The organism is Microlunatus spumicola (genome assembly GCF_039536445.1).
GTDB classification, from domain to species: Bacteria; Actinomycetota; Actinomycetes; order Propionibacteriales; family Propionibacteriaceae; genus Microlunatus; species Microlunatus spumicola.
This window is the reverse complement of the sequence record NZ_BAAAYR010000001.1, coordinates 149,916-166,700: the sequence shown is the minus strand read 5'-3', so window position 1 is coordinate 166,700 and position 16,785 is coordinate 149,916. Positions and strand designations below refer to the sequence as shown.

The following is a 16,785-nucleotide window of genomic DNA, read 5'->3' as shown; positions in this document are numbered from 1 at the left end:
CACGGCTGTCGCGCCAGAGCACCTGCTGGTATGACGGACCATGGCTCCCGGTCCGAACCTCCCGCAGCTGAACGGGACGCCCCTGGTCACGGACGGCGGCATGGAGACCGACCTGATCTTCCACCGCGGGCTGGACCTGCCCGCGTTCGCGGCGTACCCGCTGCTCGCCGGAGAGCACGGGCGGGCGGTCCTGACGGACTACTACGACGGGTACGCCGCCATCGCCGCCGAGGTCGGTGCCGGGCTGCTGCTCGAGACGCCGACCTGGCGAGCCAACCCGGACTGGGGCGTACGGCTGGGCGACGACGCGGACGCGTTGCGGCGGGTGAACGAGGACGCGGTCACCTACCTCGCCGGGCTCCGGGAGGCGTACGCGGCGAGCCCGGACCAGGAGCTCCCCGTCGTGGTCAGCGGGACCGTGGGTCCGCGCGGGGACGGCTACGTGGTCGGCAACCGGACGAGCCCCGACGAGGCCGCGAGCTACCACCGTCCGCAGCTCGCCGCGTTCGCCGACGCGGGTGCGGACCTGGCGACCGCGCTGACCCTCACGACCGTGGAGGAGGCGGTCGGTGTCGTGCTGGCGGCCCGGGACGTCGCGCTCCCGGTGGCCGTGTCCTTCACCCTGGAAACCGACGGCCGCCTGCCCGACGGGCACAGCCTCCGCGAGGCGGTCCTCGCCGTGGACGCGGTGGCCGCTCCCGACTACTTCCTGGTGAACTGCGCGCACCCCGACCACGTCCTGCGCGGCCTGGAGCCCGGGTCGTGGCGCGAGCGGATCCTCGGGACGCGGGTGAACGCGTCCCGCCGGAGCCACGCCGAGCTGGACGCGGCCGAGGAGCTGGACGAGGGCGACCCCTGGGCCCTGGCCGACGAACAGCGGGACCTCACCGCCGCGCTGCCCGCCCTCACCGTCCTCGGCGGCTGCTGCGGCACGGACGCACGCCACGTCGCCGCCATGTGGCGACGTCACCACGCCGGCTGAGCCGGACCGCTACCAGCGCTCGAGGATCTCCGCCAGCTCGAGGCGGCGCCCGGTGTAGAAGGGCACCTCCTCGCGGGTGTGCCGACGGGCCTCGGCGGCGCGGAGGGCGCGCATCAGGTCGACGATGCGGTGCAGCTCGTCGGCCTCGAAGGCCAGCATCCACTCGTAGTCACCGAGGGCGAACGAGCTGACCGTGTTCGCGCGCACGTCGGGGTAGGGCCGGGCCAGCATGCCGTGCTCCGTGAGCATCCGGCGGCGGTCCTCCTCCGGCAGCAGATACCACTCGAGCGAGCGCACGAAGGGGTAGACGCACAGGTAGTCCTTGGCGTCCTCGCCCGACATGAACGCCGGCACGTGGCCCTTGTTGAACTCGGCGGGACGGTGCAGCGCGAGCTGCGACCAGACGGGCTCCAGGCCGCGGCCCAGGTCCGAGCGCCTGAGCGCGTGGTAGGCGTCCTGCAGGGTGTCCGAGCTCTCGGCATGCCACCAGACCATGAGGTCGGCGTCGGCGCGCAGGCCGGACACGTCGTACCAGCCGCGGATCTCGAAGTCGGTGTTGTGGTGGTGCTCCGCGTCGCGGGTGCCGCGCTCGATGGAGCGCAGCGCGCCGTCGGCGACCTGCTCGGCAGCGTCCTCGAGGGGCCGGGTCGCGCGGAACACCGACCACATCGTGTAGCGGATCGTGTTGTTGATCTCGCGCGCCTTCATCTGCTCCCGCTTCTCCTGCCGTGCTCCCGCCGGACGGCGGGGACCAATCCTGCCACCCGCCCCGCAGCGGGCGGCTCAGCGTGTCCCGAGGTCGGTCAGCACCTTCTCCGCGGCGGCCGCGGCGCTCGCCAGGCACGCCGCCACCCCGACCCCGTCGAGGTAGGCGCCGGCCACCGCGACGCCTGGGACCTCCCCCACCGCGAGCCGGAGGCGCTCGACGAGCGGGCGGTGCCCGAGCCCGTACTGCGGCAGGCCGCCGCCCCACCGCGTGACCGTGGCGTCGAGCAGCTGCGCCCGCTCCCAGCCGGGCAGCGTCGCGGTCTCGGCGTACGTCCGGCGCACGAGCGTCGCGTCGTCGACCTGCAGCACGCCGACGTCGCCGGCGCGTCCCACGCTCGCCCGCAGGGCCGCGACGTCGTCGCCGTACGCGTCGCGTACCCGGTCCCCGACCCAGCCCCACTTCGCGGAGGAGTAGGTCAGCGCCTTCACCGTCGGCAGCTCCCCGGGCGGGACGAGCAGCCCGGAGTCGGTCGGCGCGAGGCCGCGGACAAGCATCGTGACGACCGCGACCGACGCGTACGCGACCTGCTCCAGCTCACCGAGGACGGGCGCCGTGGGACCGCCGCCGGCCAGGCCCGCGAGGAGCCGGGCGGCGGCCGGCGCGGGCACGGCGAGGACGACCGCGTCGGCCGCGACCTCGCCGTCCGACGTCTGCACGACGAGCGCGCCCCCGCCGCGGCGCAGCCCCGTCGCGGTGGTCCTCGCGCGGAGCGCGACCCCCGCCTGCTCGAGCCGGGCCACGAGGGCGTCCGCGAGCCCGTGCACGCCGCCGTCCAACCCCGCGAACACCGGTCCGGCACCCGGGCGCAACGAGGCCCGCGCGTGCTCCGCCAACGAACCCCCGGTCCGCGCCGCCGCGAACAGCGCCGGCGCGACCGCCTCGAAGGACAGCGCCCGCGAACGGCCGGCGTAGACCCCGCCGAGCAGCGGTTCCAGGAGCCGGTCGGTCACCTGGGGGCCGAAGCGTTCGTCGACGTACGAGCCGATCGTCACGTCGTGCTCGAGCGGCGGGGCCGCCCGCTCCGTCTCGGTCTCGGCGTACGCGGCCGCCTCGGGCGTCAGCAGCGGGCGGAGGGCGGCGGGGTCGGTCGGGATCCCCTGCAGCGACGGCGGCAGCCGACGCGGCGCACCCTCGACGAAGACGCGCGGCGTCGCGCCGGTCGGGGCGGTCCGGCGCTCGCCCAACCCCAGCTCCTCGAGCAGCCCGACGGCCTCGGGACGGCGGGCCAGCACCGACTCCGCTCCCCCGTCGAGGACCAGGTCCCCGACGTGGACCGGGGCGAGCTTGCCGCCGAACCGTGTCCCGGCCTCGAGCACCGTCACGTCGAGACCGGCGTCGTGCAGGCGCAGGGCGACCGCGAGACCGCTGATCCCGCCGCCGACCACGACGACCCCGCTCATCGCGCGTCCCTCCTCGTGCCGACCGTCGTGCTCACGGCTCCAGGACGTCGGCCCGGATCGCCGGGCCCTCGGCGTGGACGAGGTCGACCACACGGGCCAGCACGTCCGGGTCGGTCTCCGGCGGCACGCCGTGACCCAGGTTGAAGATGTGCCCGGGCGCGGAGGCCCCGGAACGGATCGCCTCCCGCACCCGCTCCTCGACGACGGGCCAGGGCGCGCCGAGCAGGGCGGGGTCGAGGTTGCCCTGCACCGCGTACGCCGGCCCGAGCCGGTCGGTCGCGGTCGCGAGCGGGATGCGCCAGTCGACGCCGACGACGTCGGCCCCGGCCTCGCCCATCAGCGCGAGCAGCTCGCCGGTGCCGACGCCGAAGTGGATGCGCGGGACGTCGGTGACCTCGGCCAGCACGCTCGTGGACCACGGCAGCGCGGAGGCGGTGTAGTCGGCGGCGCTCAGGCTGCCGGCCCAGGAGTCGAAGAGCTGGACGGCGGAGGCGCCGGCGTCGACCTGCGTACGGAGGAAGTGGGCGGACAGCCGCGCGAGCCGGGTGCAGAGCTCGGCCCAGAGGGCGGGGTCGCCGACCATCAGCGCCTTGGTCCTGGCGTAGTCCTTGCTCGGCCCGCCCTCGACGAGGTAGCTGGCCAGGGTGAAGGGCGCGCCCGCGAACCCGATCAGCGGCGTCGCACCGAGCTCGGCGACGAGCAGGCCGACCGCCTCGGTCACGAAGGAGAGGTCGCCCGGTTCCGGGGGCACGAGCCGGTCGAGCCCGGCGCGGTCGCGCACCGGCTCGGCGATGACCGGGCCGCGGCCCGGGACGATGTCGAGGTCGACCCCGGCCGCCTTGAGCGGGACCATGATGTCGGAGTAGAAGATGGCCGCGTCGACGCCGTAGCGGCGGACGGGCTGCATCGTGATCTCGGCGACGAGGTCGGGCCGGGCGCAGCTGTCGAGCATCGCGATGCCCTCGCGGACCTTGCGGTACTCCGGCAGCGATCGGCCGGCCTGCCGCATGAACCACACGGGCAGGCCCTCGCCCTGGGAACGGCGGCACGCGCGGACGAGCAGGGACGACGCGGGGTCCGCACCGGGCTCGGCCGATGTCGGCGCAGGCGTGGTCGTCAGGGCGTCGGGCACCCCTCGATCCTTCCACGCCGAGCGCGCCCTCCCGTCCGGCGCGTCAGCCCACGCGGGGGCGGCTGCGCCCGTACGCTCCCTGGGTGGTCGCGCACACGGAGGCCGTCACCGCCCCGGACGAGTTCCGCCGGGCGGTCGAGGCGCTGGCGTCGGCGACGTGGCGCCCCGAGCTGGCGGTGGAGGACATCCCCGCCCCGCAGCGCATCGCCCCCTTCTCCGCCGCGGTCACCGCCGACGTCCTCGTCGGTGACGACGAGATCGGCAACGGGCGCCTGGTGCTCCTGCACGACCCCGCGGGCAACGACGCATGGCAGGGGGCGTTCCGCTGCGTGACCTTCGCCCGCGCCGACGTGGACCCCGAGATGGTCACCGACCCCCTGCTGGCCCGCGTCGGCTGGTCCTGGCTGCTGGACGCGCTCGAGTCGCACGGCGCGGCGTACACGGCCCCGAGCGGCACCGTCACCTCGGTCGCCAGCGAGTCGTTCGGCGGGATGGCCGAGCACGACCCGCGGGCCGAGGTGGAGGTGCGGGCGTCCTGGACGCCGCTGCTCACCGACGGCGACGGTCTCGCGGCGCACCTGGACGCCTGGGCGGAATTACTCTGTACGACGGCGGGACTTCCCCCGCTCCCTGCGGGCGTGGTGCCGATGCCCTCCCGGCGGGGTACGCCGAGCCGAAGCCCCCGGAGACGTTGACCGCCCCACACGAAGCAGCCGCAGCGACCGAGCCGGTCGCCGCGCCGCAGGACCCCGCTCCTGAGGCGGCCGACGCCGCTCCCGACGTCCCGCTGCTGACCCAGCCCGCCGACGGCGTCCCCGACGTCGTCGCCACCCCCGAGGCCCTCCTGCGCACCATCGCGGCGCTCGCCGCGGGCACCGGTCCCGTGGCCGTCGACGCCGAGCGTGCGCACGGCTTCCGCTACAGCCAGCGCGCCTATCTCCTGCAGCTGCGCCGGGCCGGTTCCGGGACGCACCTGATCGACCCGATCGCCTTCGGCGGGACCGACGACGACGGCACCTTCGTGGCGGCCGACCTCTCCGAGCTGCGCCGCGCGATCGTGGACGCCGAGTGGGTCGTGCACGCGGCCAGCCAGGACCTGCCGTGCCTGTTCGAGGTGGGCCTGCTGCCGACGACGATCTTCGACACCGAGCTCGCCGCCCGCCTGCTCGGCTACCCGCGGGTGGCCCTCGGCACGATGATCGAGCAGACCTTCGGCGTCCGGCTGCTCAAGGAGCACTCGGCGGCGGACTGGTCCACCCGGCCGCTCCCGCAGGACTGGCTCACGTACGCCGCGTTGGACGTCGAGCTGCTGGTCGAGCTGCGCGACGCGCTGGCCGCCGAGCTGGACGCGCAAGGCAAGCGGGCGTGGGCCGAGGAGGAGTTCGCGGCCCTGGTCGCCGGGGCCGGCGTGCCCGCGCGGCGGCGGACGGACCCGTGGCGCCGTACGTCCGGCATCCACCGCGTCCGGACCCGGCGCGGCCTCGGGATCGTGGAGGCCCTCTGGTACGCCCGCGACACCATCGCGCGCCGGCTCGACCGTGCACCGGGGCGGATCCTGCCCGACGCCGCCATCAGCGAGGTCGCGGAGTCCGCGACGCCCGGCCGCGACGCGCTGCGCCGCGTGCCGGCCTTCTCCCGCCGCCAGGCCAAGCGCTTCGAGGCCGAGTGGCTCGCCGCGATCAGTGAGGTCGAGCAGCTGCCGGACACCGAGCTGCCGGCCCTGCACGTGGCCGCCGACGGCCCGCCGCAGACGCGCGTCTGGGCGTCGAAGAACCCGGAGGCCGCGACCCGGCTGGCCCGCGCGCGGGAGGCTCTCGCCGCCCGCGCGACGGAGCTCAAGCTGCCCGTGGAGAACCTGCTGACGCCCGAGCACGTGCGTCGGCTGACCTGGACGCCGCCGGCCGAGATCGACCACGCGTCGGTCGAGGCGGTCCTCGTCGCGTGCGGTGCGAGGCCCTGGCAGCGGGCGCAGACCGTCGACCTCCTGGTGGCCGCCCTGACCGGACCGGCGGAAGTTACCGACGAGTAATATGCGGCCATGCCGCACGTCTCCCGTGACGTCGTCTTCGTCGACGGCGTTCGTACCCCCTTCGGCAAGGCCGGCTCGATGTACGCCGAGACCCGGGCCGACGACCTCGTCGTCAACTGCATCCGGGAGCTGGTGCGGCGCCACCCGGAGCTGCCGCCCGAGCGCATCGACGAGGTCGCGATCGCCGCGACGAACCAGACCGGCGACCAGGGCCTGACCCTCGGACGGACCACGGCCCTGCTGGCCGGGCTCCCCCGCAGCGTGCCCGGCTACGCGATCGACCGGATGTGCGCCGGGGCCATGACGGCCGTTACTAACGTCGCCTCGGGCATCGCCTTCGGCGCGTACGACGTGGCCATCGCCGGCGGCGTCGAGCACATGACGCACCACCCGATGGGCTTCGACGCCGACCCGAACCCCCGGTTCGTCTCCGAGCGGCTCGTGGACCCCTCCGCCCTCGTGATGGGCGCGACGGCCGAGAACATCCACGACCGCTACCCCGCGATCACCCGCGAGCGGTCCGACGCGTACGCGGCCCTGAGCCAGCAGCGCGTCGGCCGCGCGTACGCCGACGGCGTCATCCAGGAGTCGCTGGTCGGCGTCGCCCTGCGCAGCGCCGAGCACGGCTGGGGGCTCGCCTCCGCCGACGAGCCGCCGCGCCCGGGCACGACCAAGGAGGCGCTCGCCGCGCTGCGGACCCCGTTCCGCCCGCACGGCCGGGTGACCGCGGGCAACGCCGCCGGCCTCAACGACGGGGCGACGGCCTGCCTCGTCGCCGCCGAGGACGTGGCCGGCGAGCTCGGCCTGCCCGCGGCGATGCGGATGGTGTCGTACGCCTTCGCCGGCGTCGACCCCGAGGTCATGGGCGTGGGGCCGGTCCCCAGCACCGAGAAGGCGCTGGCCAAGGCCGGGCTGGGCATCGACGACATCGGCGCCATCGAGATCAACGAGGCGTTCGCCGTCCAGGTGCTGGCCTTCCTCGACCACTTCGGTGTCGACGCCGAGGACCCGAAGGTCAACCCGTACGGCGGCGCGATCGCCCTCGGTCACCCGCTCGCGAGCTCCGGCGTGCGGCTGATGATCCATCTGGCGCGGGCGTTCCGGGACCACCCCGAGGTGCGCTACGGCATCACGACGATGTGCATCGGCCTGGGCATGGGCGGCACGGTCGTCTGGGAGAACCCGGCCCACACGGGCGCCGGGGCCTCCGCGTGAGCGCGACGACGGGCGCCGACGAGCTGCGGACGCTCCTGGCGGAGACCGCGGCCGCGACGCCCGACGAGGTCGTCACGCACGCGTTCAGCCGCGACGTCGTGCTGCCCCACGGGGCCGGCACGTGCGTGCTGGTCACGCTCGACAACGGCCTGGACCACCGCCGCCCGAACACCTTCGGCGCCCGCGGGCTGGCCGAGCTGGACGCCGCGCTGGAGACCGCGCTGGCCCGCGACGACGTGGCCGCCGTCGCCGTGACCGGCAAGCCGTTCATCCTGGCCGCGGGGGCCGACCTCAGCGCGATCCCGCGGATGACGGAGCGGTCGCAGGCCCTGGCGATCGCCCGGATCGGGCACGCCGTCTTCGATCGGCTGCACACCGCCTCCGTCCCGACCTTCGCCTTCGTGAACGGCCTCGCCCTGGGCGGCGGGTTCGAGCTGGCCCTGCACGCCCACCACCGCACGGTCTCCGCCGCCGCGGCCGGGCTCGGCCTGCCCGAGTGCTTCCTGGGCATCGTCCCCGCCTGGGGCGGGTGCTATCTGCTGCCGAACCTGATCGGCGCCGACCGCGCCGTGCAGGTGATCATCGAGAACCCGCTGAGCCAGAACCGCATGCTCACCGGCCCCCAGTACGCGAAGCTCGGCGTCGCTGACGTGCTGCTGGACGCGGCCGACTTCCTCGAGCGCTCGCTGGAGTGGGCCGCCCGGGTCGTCACGGGTGCCGTCGTCGTCGAACGGCCCGAGCCGGACCGGGGCGAGGCCTGGGACGCCGCCGTGGCCCGCGGCCGCGCGGTTGCCGACGCCAAGGTGTCCGGCGCCGCGCCCGCGCCCTACCGCGCGCTCGACCTCGTGGCGCAGGCGAGGACGGCCGACCGCTACGCCGTGTTCGCCGCCGAGGACGAGGCGCTCGCCGACCTGGTGATGAGCCCGGAGCTGCGGTCCGGCCTCTACGCCTTCGACCTCGTGCAGAAGCGGGCGCGCAAGCCCGCCGGGGCGCCGGACAAGGCGCTCGCCCGACCGGTCACGAAGGTCGGCGTCGTGGGGGCGGGGCTGATGGCCACGCAGCTCGCGGTGCTGTTCCTGCGCCGGCTGCGCGTGCCGGTCGTCGTCTCCGACCTCGACCAGGGGCGCGTCGACCGGGCGCTGGCGGGCATCCACGGCGAGATCGACACCCTCGCCGCCAAGCGCCGCGTCACGCCCGACGAGGCGAACCGGCTGCACGGGTTGATCAGCGGCACGACCGACCAGGCGGCGTACGCGGACTGCTCCGTGGTGATCGAGGCCGTGTTCGAGGAGCTCGAGGTCAAGCGGGCGGTGTTCGCCGAGCTGGAGCGTCACGTCAGCCCCGAGGCGGTGCTGGCCACCAACACCTCCTCGCTGTCCGTCGCGGCGATGGCCGACGGGCTCGCGCACCCGGAGCGGGTCGTGGGGTTCCACTTCTTCAACCCCGTCGCGGTGCTCCCGCTCGTCGAGGTCGTCCGCGCGCCGCGGACCGACGACGCCACGGTGGCGACGGCCCTCGAGCTCGCGAAGGCGCTGAAGAAGAACGCGGTGCTGGTCGCCGACGCGCCCGGCTTCGTGGTCAACCGGGTGCTGCTGCGGTTCATGGGCGAGGTGATGGCCGCGGTCGACGAGGGCACCCCCGTCGAGGTCGCGGACGCCGCGCTGGCGCCGCTCGGCCTGCCGATGTCGACGTTCACGCTGCTGCAGCTCGTGGGGCCCGCGGTGGCCCTGCACGTGGCGGAGACGCTGCACGAGACGCTCGACCCGCGGTTCGTGGTCTCGCCGAACCTCCGGGCGCTCGTCGAGGCCGGGCGACCCGGCCTCTACGACCGGCGGCCCGACGGGACCCCGTACGTGTCGGAGGAGACGGCGGCGCTGCTCACCGTCGGCGACCGGGCGAGCACGGCGGAGCAGGTGCGCGAGCGGGTGCTGACGGCGGTGACGGAGGAGATCGGCTCGATGCTCGCCGAGAACGTCGTCGCCGCGCCCATGGACGTCGACCTCTGCCTGGTGCTGGGCGCGGGCTGGCCGTTCCACCTCGGTGGGATCACGCCCTACCTGGACCGCGAGGGCTGGTCCGAGCGGATCATCGGTCGGCGGTTCCTGCCGGTGGGCGTGGTGAGTGTCCCGACCCGCGGGTAGCTAGCTTGTCTGAAGCGTCGCCGTACACGGCGTCCGCCAGCGCGAAGCAGTGGTTGCGGCTCCAATAACTCGGGCCCTTGCGCATGAGGTTGAGGTTGAGCAGGCGCACGGCTCGATTCACGACCTGCAGGTCAAGGAGTCGAAGAATGTCTGGCTCGCCCTCCGCGTAGAGGCGGAACTGGTCGTGTCCAGCCGCCTTGTACTGGAAGTCCTCGAGCCCGAACCCAAGCGCCTTCACCTCGGATTGCCAGCGTGATCCGTACTGCTCCGCAAACGGAGAGCTAGCCAGCTGAAGCGCAGCAACCAAAACGTTGTCCTGCTCGAACAGACCCAACACTTCTTGCATGTTGAGGTTCAGCCTGGCCAGCATCTTCACTCTGGTACCCGACGGCATGCACGAGAGTGACCAGAAAGACAACTCGGTCGAGCGTGGCGCCGGCAAGGCCAGAGGTACGTAGCGACTCAGTACGCGCACAGCCGCTGCACCAAGCGGTTCGTTACCGAGCCTGATCATTTGGCCCCTGTACCTGCGCCGGAGATCGGCGTCCTCGACCCGACCCGACGCGTCAAGTTCGATCGGTCCTCGCTCGAGCCAGCGCGCTTGTTCGGACGGAGCGACCACCTCGTCAAGGTCGTGCTCGCCGGTGATGACGCTCATCTCCGCGCGATTCCGAAGTGGTACACCGCCGGCTTCGAGCTGGCGGATGAAGGTGCGTTCGGTAGTCGCTTGCTTCGCCTGCGCCACTCTTTGAAAGGTGATGAATCTGATGTCGTTGTGACGTCGGCGATGCTGAGCGAACCGCCGAACTACATCCGTCGTGAGGCCGACGTAGCGCTCGCCGTTCGCGAACCCGAGGACATAGATCCCGCTCCGCTGCCTCTTCGAGAAGTAGAGGTCGGCGACTGACGGGCGTCCTGTCACTACCGTCCAGGGCGGGAAGCCGAGGTCGAAGATCTGCTCGTCCGATCCAGGCCGCTCAACGCTCACGAGACCAGGTTGGCCGACAACGTGTCTCGCTAAGCGCGTTCTAGCAAATTCTGGGGTCTGGCACAGGTCCTCAGAAGAGACGAACAGTGCCCCGAAGGGCACCGTTCGTCCTCAACGTCAGTTCAGCGGATGGAGCGGTCGCCCTGGGCGAGCAGCTGCTCAATGCGCGACGGCTTGGCCGGCGTCGGGTTGTCGTAGCTGCCGTCCGGCGTGTACACGCCGGTGTAGGCGGCCTGGTCGCGCTGGAAGCGCCAGCTGTCGGCGAGGCTGCCCGCGTCGTAGACGTCGTAGCCGAGCGACTCGATGAACTCGGTGGCGGTCTTCTTCGCCGCCGCGTCGTCGCCGGCGATCATCAGCGTGCTGCGGTCGGGGTCGCCGACCGGACGCTGCATGGAGCCCAGGTGCTGGAAGAAGATGTTGTTGAACGCCTTCACCACGTGCGACTGCGGGAGGTGCTGCTGCACGAGGCCGCTGGTGGTCGTCTGCTTGTCGTCGAGGGCGGCGATGTCGCCGTCACGCTCGGGGTAGTAGTTGCAGGTGTCGAGGACGACCTTGCCGACGAGCGGGGCGGGGTCGACCTGGTCGACCTTGCCGAGCGGGATGGTCAGGACGACGATGTCGCCCGCCTCCGCGGCCTCGTCCGCGCTGGCCGCACGGGCGTGCTCCCCCAGCGTGCCGACGAGCTGGCCCAGCGTCTCGGGCCCGCGTGAGTTGGACACCACCACGTCGTACCCGGCGTCGACCGCCAGCTTCGCGACCGTGCTGCCGATGTTCCCGGAACCGATGAAACCAATCGTTGTCATGTTCGGTCGAACCTGACGCTTAGCCCGGCTATTCCGCCTTGACGCCCCGTGTGACCCGGTCGTCCCCGCGCCGCGCGCCGTCCCTCTGGGGCGCGTACGCCGGTCGCATGGGTCCCAGGACTTTCACGTAAACGTGAAACTCCCCGCTCTACCTGGCAGATCTGCCGTGGTGAGTACCGGAGTTTCACGTAAACGTGAAAGTCCTGAGGCGTACGTGACCGGAGCCGAAACGCGCGAGGGTCGGTTGGTCAGGGGACGTTGCGGTGGGCGGTGTCCGGGCTGAGGTCGGACTGCTGCGCGACGATGGTCTCGACGACCGTGCGGGCGATGTCCTGGGGGGCGAGGCCGAGCTGGGCGAGGAGCTCGGCGCGGGTGCCGTGCTCCAGGAACTCCTGCTCGATGCCGAACTCGCGCAGCGGGGTCGGGACGCCGGCCTGGCGCAGCTCCTGGGCGAGGCGGGCGCCGCAGCCGCCGACGATGCCGTTGTCCTCGATCGTGACGACCAGCTCGTGGTCGCCGGCCATCGCGAGGAGCGCGGGGTTCACGGGGAGGGCCCAGACGGGGTCGACGACGGTGACGCCGACGCCGTGGTCGGAGAGCCGGCGGCCGACCTCGAGGCCGGTCCCGACCATCTGGCCGAACGCGACGACGAGGACCTGCGGCGGGTCCGTCTCCGCGCGCAGCAGGACGTCGAGGCCGTCGACGGAGTCCAGAGCGGGGATGTCGTCCGGCACGGCCTCCTTGGAGTAACGGATGACCGTCGGGGCGTCGTCGACCTGGGAGGCGACGTCGAGCGCCTCGCGCAGCCGGGTCGCGTCACGGGGTGCGGCGAGCCGCAGGCCCGGCACGAGCTGCAGCAGCGACATGTCCCACATGCCGTGGTGGCTGGGGCCGTCCGGGCCGGTCACGCCCGCGCGGTCGAGCACGAAGGTCACCCCGCACCGGTGCAGCGCCACGTCGAGCAGCAGCTGGTCGAAGGCCCGGTTCAGGAACGTCGCGTAGAGCGCCACGACCGGGTGCAGGCCGCCCATCGCGAGCCCGGCGGCGGACGTGACCGCGTGCTGCTCGGCGATGCCGACGTCGAAGACCCGCTCGGGGAACGCCGCAGCGAACTTGTGCAGGCCCGTCGGGTAGGTCATGGCCGCGGTGATGGCCACCACGCGCTCGTCGCGGGCCCCCAGGCGGACCATCTCGTCGGAGAAGACCTCGGTCCACGTCAGCGGCCCGGGCGCGCCCAGCGGACGGCCGGTGACCGCGTCGATCTTGCCGACGGCGTGGAACCGGTCCTCCTCGTGCGCCTCGGCCGCCTCGAAGCCGTTGCCCTTGCGGGTCAGGCAGTGCACGAGCACGGGTCCGCCGAACTGCTTGGCGTGGACGAGCGCCTGCTCGACGGCCGCGACGTCGTGGCCGTCGACGGGACCGACGTACTTGAGCCCGAGGTCGGCGAACAGCCCCTGCGGCGCCAGGACGTCCTTGAGACCGCTCTTGACGCCGTGCAGGACGTCGTACGCCGCGCCGCCCACGACCGGGGCCTTGCTCACGCCGCGCTTGACCAGGTCGAGCACCTGCTCGTAGCGCCGGTGCGTGCGCAGGCTCGTGAGGTGGCGCGCCAGCCCGCCCACGGTCGGGGTGTACGAGCGGCCGTTGTCGTTGACCAGGACGACCAGCGGGAGGTCGTCGGTCTCGGCGATGTTGTTCAGCGCCTCCCAGGCCATGCCGCCGGTCAGCGAGCCGTCGCCGACGAAGGCGAGGACGGTGCCCGGCTGGTGCTGGATCCGGATGGCCTTGGCGAGGCCGTCGGCGTACGACAGCGCGGTCGAGGCGTGCGAGTTCTCCACCCAGTCGTGCTCCGACTCGGCCGGGCTCGGGTAGCCGGTGAGGCCGCCCTTCTGCCGCAGGGAGGGGAACGCGTCCTGGCGACCCGTGAGGATCTTGTGGACGTAGCTCTGGTGGCCCGTGTCGAAGATGATCGGGTCGGTCGGCGAGTCGAAGGCGCGGTGCAGGGCGATCGTCAGCTCGACGACGCCGAGGTTGGGGCCCAGGTGGCCGCCGGTCCGGCTGACGTTCTGGATGAGGAAGGTCCTGATCTCGGCCGCGAGCTGGTCGAGCTGGTCGGGTCGCAGGGCCTTGAGGTCCGCCGGGCTCTGGACCTGACGAAGCAGGCCGTCCGGGGCGGGCACCATGCGTCCAGGATAGAGGCCCGGTCAGGCGTCCGTGGCCGTACGACCCGTCGTGCCGGCCATGACGGACACCACGTGGGCCAGGAGACGCACGCTCTTGGCGTGCGCGACGCGCCACCGCGCGGGCCTCACAGCCGCGCCAGGAACGTGCGTCCGCGCAGCGCTTCGCCGATCAGGCCGACGGCCCGACGGGTCCGCATGAGCGCGGCGCCCTGCTCGAGCCAGATCTCGGCGGCCGTGTCCACGACGTCCGGGCGCACCTGACCCTTCAGCGACGTCCGCACCGACGCCAGCCCCTCCTGGACCGCACGACACTGGCCCTCGACGAAGTGCTCGGCGAACTGCGCCAGCACGAACGGGTGGTGGCGCAGCACCCGGTAGCCGCGGAAGTCGGCCGGGCAGCAGTCGAGCAGGTAGGCCACGGCCGTCCGGTCCCAGTCCGGGGCCCCCGGCGGACGGACGGCGTCGGGCCAGCCGGGCGGGGCGACGAGGTCGGGCATGGCTCGATGTTATCGAACACGTGTTCGACCGGGCAAGAGGGGTGCGCGTGGGTAGGGTCCTCGGGTGGACGCGGAGGAGCACGACGACGTGGTGTGCCAGGTGGTCCGGGGGACCCTCGACGCGGCGGTGGTGCTCCGCACCGACGACGTGGTCGCGTTCCTCGACATCCACCCGGTGTTCAAGGGGCACGTGCTCGTCTCCCCCGTCCGGCACGTCGACACCCTGCTCGAGCTCGGCGAGGACCAGATGGTGCCGCTGCTGACCTCCGCCCAGCGGGTGGCGCGGGCGATCGGCAGCGCGCTCGGTGCCCAGGGCACGTTCGTCGCGGTCAACAACGTCGTCAGCCAGTCGGTCCCCCACCTGCACGTGCACGTCGTCCCGCGCAGCAAGGGCGATGGCCTGCGCGGGTTCTTCTGGCCCCGTCAGCGCTACGCCGAGGGCGAGCGAGACGCGTACGCCGCCCTGCTGCGCGAGGCGCTGGCTCTATCAGCCAAAGCTAGCTCGATATCAGACAGTGATTTGATTCAGGCGGACACCGATAGGGAATAAAAAGCAAAAGGACGAAGCGGCACGACGCACCGCCAGCTGTCTCGTCTTTGAGGACTTGCCGTCTCTCCTGCTGGCCTCGCACGGACAACGAGATCATTGCTTGAGCAACCCACTTTCGGATTGCCTTCGGGAACGACGGTTCCAACCCGGTGACTTGCGGGTAGCCCGAGGGCCCGCTGATCTAGCTGACGCCAGGTGCCGAGGAGCAACGGCGTCGCTAAAGGACGAGCACATACGATGACTAGTGTCATCGAGCTCAATCAACTTGTGATCGAACTCGGCTCACCGGCTAAAATTTGCTAAGAACAATTCTTGTTATGGCACTCGGGCTCATCTCGGCCAACTCGCTCTCTGTGAGATCGATCAGCGTCACGTCTTTAAGCAACATGGATTTGACCGCCTCCTTGTAGCGCCGAACCGCCGATAGATCGTTGTCCGGGTAAACACTGATTATAAACAGCCTAGGCCAGCCAGACTCCGGACCTAGATTACGCCGGAAAGTAGCGAGTTGATCGTAGGCGCGAGTAACCTGTTCGCGGACCGTGTAGCTTTGAGGAACTATCACTTCGATAAATCCCACGAACCGATCTCGCTCGCGATCCCGTAAGGCCAAGTCGACCGGCAACCCCAGTTCCAAGGTCAGCGCCTCCGGCAGACCTTCCCTCAGAAGCCGAGCAACTCTCCAAGCGAGGCGCTCCCCTGCACCGGTCCCCAAACTACCGTATTCCGAACTCAGAGCCTTCTGATGCACTATCCGGCGCCTTAAAGCCGGCAAAAATCGAAAGGGCAGGTTCTGATCGAGTGGCGACGCCAGTGGCAGTCGCGACAGCCGAAGTTCTATCTGCATTCGCTCAAGCGGGGGAAACGCCTCGGGCTGCATCAGAGAGTAAAACTCTCTTGCCAACGCTGCGGAATTCTCATAATACACAGCCTCTTTCCCTAGCCGACGAGACCTTGCTAATACGGTGGAGAGGATCACCACCGCGGCCAGGAATAACGCACTGAGTACTGCCCACGGACCAAAATCTGTTGTCCGGGTAGAGCCCTGATAAAGCAAATCAATGGCTTCGAAGGCAAAGAGCAACACAATTAGAGCGATGAGCCCCAGCAGGGCGTTGACACTTCGTAGTTCGCGCTCAAGCCTATCTTCACTACGCTCGGCCATTTCAAGCAGACTTGAGAGATCAACGTATGCACCATTGCCCGCTGTCGAAGCAGCCATCCTTAAGCTTTCGCCTCAGAGACCTTCTCGACCGACGAGAAGAAGGCCAAAAGCGACGCATTACGCTGGGCCTGGTTGTACTGGGTCTTGACTGTTTCGTTGCCAACCGAAAAGTTCTCGAGCCAGGAACATACTGGCGTCGCCGTCCACATGAAATTGTCGCTACCGACTTGGTTGCTAAACTCGTCAAGCGACTGACGGAATGGGCTATCGGGCGATAGATAACGCGATTGGACTGCTTGAAGTTCCTCATCAGAACCGTAAAGGTCGACCTTGTTCACCGCTAGAATCAGCCAGGACGGTTGTCCTGACTTCTTAATTCCCCGCCGGATAATCTCCAGGGTCCGTCGAAGGTCATCTAACTCACTCGCGAGTGCGCGCGACTGAGCCGTTGCCAGATCCACGTCCTCAAGATGGCCGGCAATCCGCTCGGACATCAGCTTCCGCTTCTCGTGGTAACCATTCGATACGACGTACACAACTCCATCCAGCCTCTTGCGTTCAGTAAGCTCATGGTCGAGATCCGAAATTCGGTCTCTGTGGATGGGTTGCCCAGGCACAACCGCAAAGCGGTAACGATGCCGATTAACCCGTCTTGAATCCTTTTCCACAGTGTTCGACTGGCCCGGCGGCTGGTACTCGGGCGAAAAAGCATCTCCCGTGAGGTGATCGACTAGGACAGTCTTACCAACTCCCTGCTGCCCTACCACTGCGATGTCGATCGCGGGCCCTGCGACCTTAGCTACCAGCTTGTCCCAGATCTTGAGCACGTCCGCACGGTTCTTGATGAGCGCGGACGTGACCCCTACAGCGGGAGTAATCCACAGATCCATACGTCACTCATCTCGTCCAGAACTTCCCGGTTACCCTACTT

General features: G+C 70.9%; 14 protein-coding genes and 1 pseudogene. 6 read left to right on the top strand and 9 right to left on the bottom strand.

The genetic code is table 11. From position 1 onward, the window contains the following. Window positions 1–40: 40 nt before the first annotated feature. Window positions 41–982 carry a homocysteine S-methyltransferase family protein gene (locus tag ABD665_RS00700; protein ID WP_204912701.1) on the top strand — a complete coding sequence of 314 codons (942 nt, stop codon included), beginning with the start codon at window positions 41–43 and terminating at the stop codon, window positions 980–982. A 9-nt stretch (window positions 983–991) separates the two neighbouring features. On the opposite strand, the gene hemQ is transcribed toward ABD665_RS00700, so the two are convergent. The 3 genes from hemQ to hemE all read right to left on the bottom strand — a co-directional run bounded on the left by hemQ (window position 992) and on the right by hemE (window position 4,283). Beyond that, the gene (gene hemQ / locus ABD665_RS00695; RefSeq protein ID WP_204912702.1) at window positions 992–1,690 is read right to left on the bottom strand and encodes a hydrogen peroxide-dependent heme synthase; all 699 of its coding nucleotides are present in this window, start codon (window positions 1,688–1,690) and stop codon (window positions 992–994) included. 75 nt (window positions 1,691–1,765) lie between these two features. Further along, a complete protein-coding gene (gene hemG / locus ABD665_RS00690) occupies window positions 1,766–3,151 on the bottom strand; it encodes a protoporphyrinogen oxidase (RefSeq protein WP_204912703.1) in 1,386 nt (461 codons plus the stop codon). A gap of 31 nt (window positions 3,152–3,182) precedes the next feature. Then, on the bottom strand, window positions 3,183–4,283 hold the full coding sequence (hemE, locus tag ABD665_RS00685) for a uroporphyrinogen decarboxylase (protein ID WP_425562099.1): 1,101 nt from the start codon (window positions 4,281–4,283) through the stop codon (window positions 3,183–3,185). Window positions 4,284–4,366: 83 nt separating this feature from the next. On the opposite strand from hemE, the gene ABD665_RS00680 reads away from it, so the two are divergent. The 4 genes from ABD665_RS00680 to ABD665_RS00665 are packed head-to-tail and all read left to right on the top strand — an operon-like array spanning window position 4,367 to window position 9,668. Beyond that, entirely contained in the window at window positions 4,367–4,978 is a 612-nt protein-coding gene (locus ABD665_RS00680) for a DUF3000 domain-containing protein (protein ID WP_344740701.1), read from the top strand. Next, complete coding sequence (locus tag ABD665_RS00675) at window positions 4,975–6,312, top strand: HRDC domain-containing protein (protein WP_344740699.1); 1,338 nt, start codon at window positions 4,975–4,977, stop codon at window positions 6,310–6,312. The genes ABD665_RS00680 and ABD665_RS00675 overlap by 4 nt, the downstream gene beginning before the upstream one ends. A 9-nt stretch (window positions 6,313–6,321) precedes the next feature. After that, a complete protein-coding gene (locus ABD665_RS00670; RefSeq protein ID WP_204912705.1) occupies window positions 6,322–7,527 on the top strand; it encodes an acetyl-CoA C-acyltransferase in 1,206 nt (401 codons plus the stop codon). Further along, complete coding sequence (locus tag ABD665_RS00665) at window positions 7,524–9,668, top strand: 3-hydroxyacyl-CoA dehydrogenase NAD-binding domain-containing protein (protein ID WP_204912706.1); 2,145 nt, start codon at window positions 7,524–7,526, stop codon at window positions 9,666–9,668. The genes ABD665_RS00670 and ABD665_RS00665 overlap by 4 nt, the downstream gene beginning before the upstream one ends. Here ABD665_RS00665 and ABD665_RS00660 read toward each other — a convergent pair. The 4 genes and pseudogenes from ABD665_RS00660 to ABD665_RS00645 form a co-directional block, all read right to left on the bottom strand. Beyond that, complete coding sequence (locus tag ABD665_RS00660; protein ID WP_204912707.1) at window positions 9,613–10,656, bottom strand: GIY-YIG nuclease family protein; 1,044 nt, start codon at window positions 10,654–10,656, stop codon at window positions 9,613–9,615. The genes ABD665_RS00665 and ABD665_RS00660 overlap by 56 nt on opposite strands. 122 nt (window positions 10,657–10,778) lie before the next feature. Then, window positions 10,779–11,480: pseudogene (locus tag ABD665_RS00655) on the bottom strand (NADPH-dependent F420 reductase); the annotation flags it as partial. 227 nt (window positions 11,481–11,707) lie between these two features. Then, window positions 11,708–13,642, bottom strand: coding sequence for a 1-deoxy-D-xylulose-5-phosphate synthase (gene dxs / locus ABD665_RS00650; protein ID WP_204912709.1), 1,935 nt, complete (start codon window positions 13,640–13,642; stop codon window positions 11,708–11,710). A gap of 125 nt (window positions 13,643–13,767) precedes the next feature. Beyond that, window positions 13,768–14,139, bottom strand: a complete 372-nt coding sequence (locus tag ABD665_RS00645) for a hypothetical protein (protein WP_204912710.1) — start codon at window positions 14,137–14,139, stop codon at window positions 13,768–13,770. 64 nt (window positions 14,140–14,203) lie between these two features. Here ABD665_RS00645 and ABD665_RS00640 point away from each other — a divergent pair, with 64 nt between their 5' ends. Next, entirely contained in the window at window positions 14,204–14,689 is a 486-nt protein-coding gene (locus tag ABD665_RS00640) for an HIT domain-containing protein (protein WP_204912711.1), read from the top strand. Window positions 14,690–14,978: 289 nt separating this feature from the next. On the opposite strand, the gene ABD665_RS00635 is transcribed toward ABD665_RS00640, so the two are convergent. Next, window positions 14,979–15,911 (bottom strand): hypothetical protein, encoded by a 933-nt coding sequence (locus ABD665_RS00635; RefSeq protein WP_204912712.1) that lies wholly within the window; start codon window positions 15,909–15,911, stop codon window positions 14,979–14,981. A gap of 2 nt (window positions 15,912–15,913) precedes the next feature. Next, window positions 15,914–16,744: a GTPase gene (locus ABD665_RS00630; RefSeq protein ID WP_204912713.1), complete on the bottom strand. Its 831-nt coding sequence runs from the start codon at window positions 16,742–16,744 to the stop codon at window positions 15,914–15,916. Window positions 16,745–16,785 lie beyond the last annotated feature (41 nt).